Raw genomic sequence first — 3,729 nt, forward strand, 5'->3', positions numbered from 1 at the left:
GGGCCCTGGTGGGTGACGACAGCCCCCGGCCCGAGGCGAAGCCGGTCTCCAAGCCCCCGGCCGTGGCGCCCGCCGTGCCCTCGCCCGCACCCCCGAAGCCGACCCCGCCCGAGCCGATGCCCCCGGAGCCCGCGTTGCCGGCCCCCCCACCGCCGAAGCCCACGCCCACGCCGACACCCACGCCGACACCCACGCCGACTCCTCCGCCGAGCCCCACGCCGACACCGACGCCCACTCCGCCGCCGAAGCCGTCCGCTCCGCCGCCCACCCCGACTCCGCCGCCTCCCGCACCGGCGCCGGATGTCTACCAGGTCAGCGAGCTGGGCTACACCCTCCTGGGCGACCACACCGCACCCGAGGTGGTCCTCGGGGAGAGCGGCTGGGTCTGGCAACGCTCCGGCATGTCCGTCGGCGGCACGCGGTACGCGCACGGGGTGACCGTCGACAACCGTTCCTCGGTGGTCATCCAGCTGAACCGCCAGTGCACCCGGTACGAGGCCATGGCCGGGGTGGACGACCTCACCCTGGGTCTCGGCGCGGTGCGGTTCTCGGTGTTCGGCGGGGACGGGAGGCGGCTGTGGCAGTCCCCCGTGGTGCGGGGCAACGACCCGGCCGTGCCGGTCGGGGTGAATGTGGCGGGCCAGCAGCGGATTCGGCTGGTGGTCGAGCCGGAGCGGCCGTTCGGCGGGGTCGCCCTGGCGGACTGGGCCGAGTCACGCATCAGCTGCCGCTGACGATCGCGGGGCCTCCGCCCCTCGGCGCGGCCGGACCGCACATGTGTCACGGCAGGTCCGCGACGATCTCCTGCAGCAGTGCGATGACGTCGTCCAAGGACAGCCCGTGGCCCGCCGCGCGCTCCTCCTCGCAACGCGCGGAGCCCAGCGCCTCGCGGCACAGGTGCGCTGCCGCATCGGTCTCGGCCTGCTCCCCCTCGGTCCGGGGGATCGACGTGCGCCGCCAGTCGTCGGCGGCGGCGGACACGCGGACGGCCACCGCGTGATGGCCGAGCCTCGCCAGGACCGACGCCGCGCCGTCCGCCAGATGCCCCGTAACGATCTCGGCGCACCGGGCCTCCTCGGCCGCGACAAGGGATTCGGTCAGCGCGCGCGCCCCGGCGACGAGGCCGCCGTCGGGCCCCGGCTCGTACACCGCGATCCGGGCCGACAGGCCGGCCATCGCCACGGTGAAGTGCGACGGCGGGCCGCCGCGCCCGGCCTCGTCCAGGGCGACCGTGAGCAGCCGCCGGGCGTCCGCGATGTCGCCCCGGTAGAACGCCATCGTGGCGCGCAGATAGTGGACGTACGCGGTGGCGTCGTGGGCCTGGTGGCGTTCGGCCTCGGCCTCCGAACGGTCCAGCCGCTGGTGGGCGTCCGCCAGGTCGCCGGTGCGGTAGGAGAGTTCGGCGAGCCGGGCCAGGAGGAACGGAGCCTCGGCATGGGCGCCGACCTCGCGGGCGAGCAGCAGCGCCTCCTCGTACGCGGTGCGCGCCTCGGCATAGCGCCCGCGCATCATGCCCGCCTCGGCCGCCGCGCTCGCCACCTGGGCGCGCATCCAGCGGTCGCCGACGCGGCGGCTCAGGGCGCGCAGCTCGTCCAGGTCGTCGTCGATCCCGGGCATGCCGCCCGGCATGTCGACCATCATGTGCGCGCGGAACATCAGGATGACGCCGTACTCCCACGGGCCGCCGTGCGCCCGGGCGTTGTCGACCGCCGCGTCGATCTTCTGCCTGGCGTCCTGCGGGCTACCGGTGAGATACGCGGTCATCGGCCAGAGCAGTCCCGGGAACCGGGCGCTGTGGGTGAGCGAGGTGGCGAACGCGTCGGCCACCCGGGCGACCAGCGCGTGGAGCGCGGTGTCGTCGTGCGCCATCGCGGACTGCCCGCTCTCCGCCGCGAAGAAGAACCACAGCATGTGCAGGTTCATCCGGGGCCAGTACCGGGGGTCCGACTCGTCGGTGGGCTCGGCACCGAGGGCACGGGCCTTCCGGGTCCAGGACAGGCCCTCGGAACGGTAGTTGCGAAGCCACCAGAACCAGCCCATGCCCAGCACCAGACGGGCTGCCTCCCCTTCGGCGGAGGTGGCGGGCGAGGTGGTGCGCTGGAGGGCGGCCCGGATGTTGTCGAGGTCGGTCTCCAGACGCTGGATCCAGGGCAGCTGGTCGCCGGAGCGCAGGAGCGGCTCCGCCTCCTCGACCAGGGCGAGGAAGTACGCGGTGTGCGCGCGCTCGACGGCCGCGCGCACCCCCGGGTCCTCGGCGCACCGCTCGGTGGCGTACTCGTGGATGGTCTCCAGCAGGCGGTAGCGCATTGCGCCGTCCGCGCCCGGGGCGGCGACCACCAGGGACTTGTCGACCAGCGCCCCGAGCAGGTCGGCGGTGTCGGCGGCGGGCCCGCCGGGGACGGCCGGTGTCCTGATGACCGCTTCGGCGGCGGCCAGGTCCCAGCCGCCCGCGAAGACCGAGACCTGCCGCAGGGCCGTGCGCTCGTCCTCGTCCAGTAGGTCCCAGGACCAGTCGACAACCGCTCGCAGCGTCTGCTGGCGAGGCAGTACGGTCCGGCTGCCGCCCGTCAGCAGACGGAACCTGTCGTCGAGCCGGTCCGCGATCTGACGCGGTCCGAGCAGACGGAGCCGGGCGGCGGCCAGTTCGATCGCGAGCGGCAGCCCGTCCAGCCGACGGCAGATCTCCGCGACGGCGTCCGCGTCGTGCGCGGGCCCCTGGCCGGGGTCGAAGCCGGGGCGCACGGCCCTGGCGCGCTCCGTGAACAGGCGGTGCGCGGGGTCGGCCGGGAGGGGGCCGACCGGTCGTACGGACTCGCCGGGGACCGCGAGCGGTTCCCGGCTGGTGGCGAGGACACGCAGATGCGGGCAGCGGGTCAGCAAGGTCTCGGCCAGTGCGGCGGCGGCGCCGATGACGTGCTCGCAGTTGTCGAGGACGAGGAGAACGGGTGCGGGCCGGGCGCCGCGGCCCAGGCGGTCGACAAGCAGGTCGACCGGGTCCGCGCGCGGGGGCGCGCCATCGAGGGCGGTATCCCGCAGCAGAGCGGTCTCGCGCAGCCCGAGTGCGGAGAGCACGGCGCCGGCGACCGCCTCGGGATCCTCGACGGGGGCGAGTTCGGCGATCCAGATGTCCGGCGGGGCGGAGCCGGAGGCGGCGGCCAGGTGCGCGGCCGACTCCTCGGCGAGGCGGGTCTTCCCGGAACCGCCGGGGCCGGTGAGGGTGACCAGCCTCGACCGGGTCAGGTCGTCGCGGATGGCGCGCAGTTCGGGCTCGCGCCCCACGAACGAGGTCAGCCGGGGACGCAGATTGCTCCGACCGGGTTTCACGTGAAACAACCCGCTTTCGGCGGGCGCGGGCGCCGGGGCGAGGAGTTCGCGGTGCAGGGCGGCAAGTTCGGGCCCGGGATCGGTGCCGAGCCCGTCTGCGAGGGCTCGGCGCGCGTCCTCGTACGCGGCGAGCGCGTCGGCCTGCCGGCCGTCGGCGCGCAGGGCCCGTATCAGCTGGCCCCGGAAGCGTTCGTCGTACGGGTGGGCGGCGGTCAGCTCGGTCAGCTCGGCGACCAGGGCGGCGGCGGACGGGGCGAGGGCCTCGCCGGGCTCGGCGGCGAGAGGCTCGGCGAAGGCGGACGTCCCGGGAGCGGGCTCCGTGGCATCCCCGGCCTCCGTAGCCCGCGGGAAGCCGGAGACCTCGGCGGCGGTGGCCCCCACGCCCCCGGCCGCCGCAGCGGCGAC

At 75.5% G+C, this 3,729-nt stretch carries 2 protein-coding genes; one reads left to right on the forward strand and one right to left on the reverse strand.

Annotated features, from left to right (window positions below; all coding sequences use genetic code 11):
- Positions 1 to 734, forward strand: a 734-nt coding sequence (locus G3I41_RS11955; RefSeq protein ID WP_203600806.1) for an NPCBM/NEW2 domain-containing protein, incomplete at its 5' end; no start/stop codon positions are given.
- A gap of 46 nt (positions 735 to 780) precedes the next feature.
- Here the strand turns inward: G3I41_RS11955 and G3I41_RS11960 are convergent.
- Positions 781 to 3,729, reverse strand: a 2,949-nt coding sequence (locus G3I41_RS11960; protein ID WP_239081593.1) for a BTAD domain-containing putative transcriptional regulator, incomplete at its 5' end; no start/stop codon positions are given.

The organism is Streptomyces sp. SID9727 (assembly GCF_010550605.1).
Classification (GTDB): domain Bacteria; phylum Actinomycetota; class Actinomycetes; order Streptomycetales; family Streptomycetaceae; genus Streptomyces.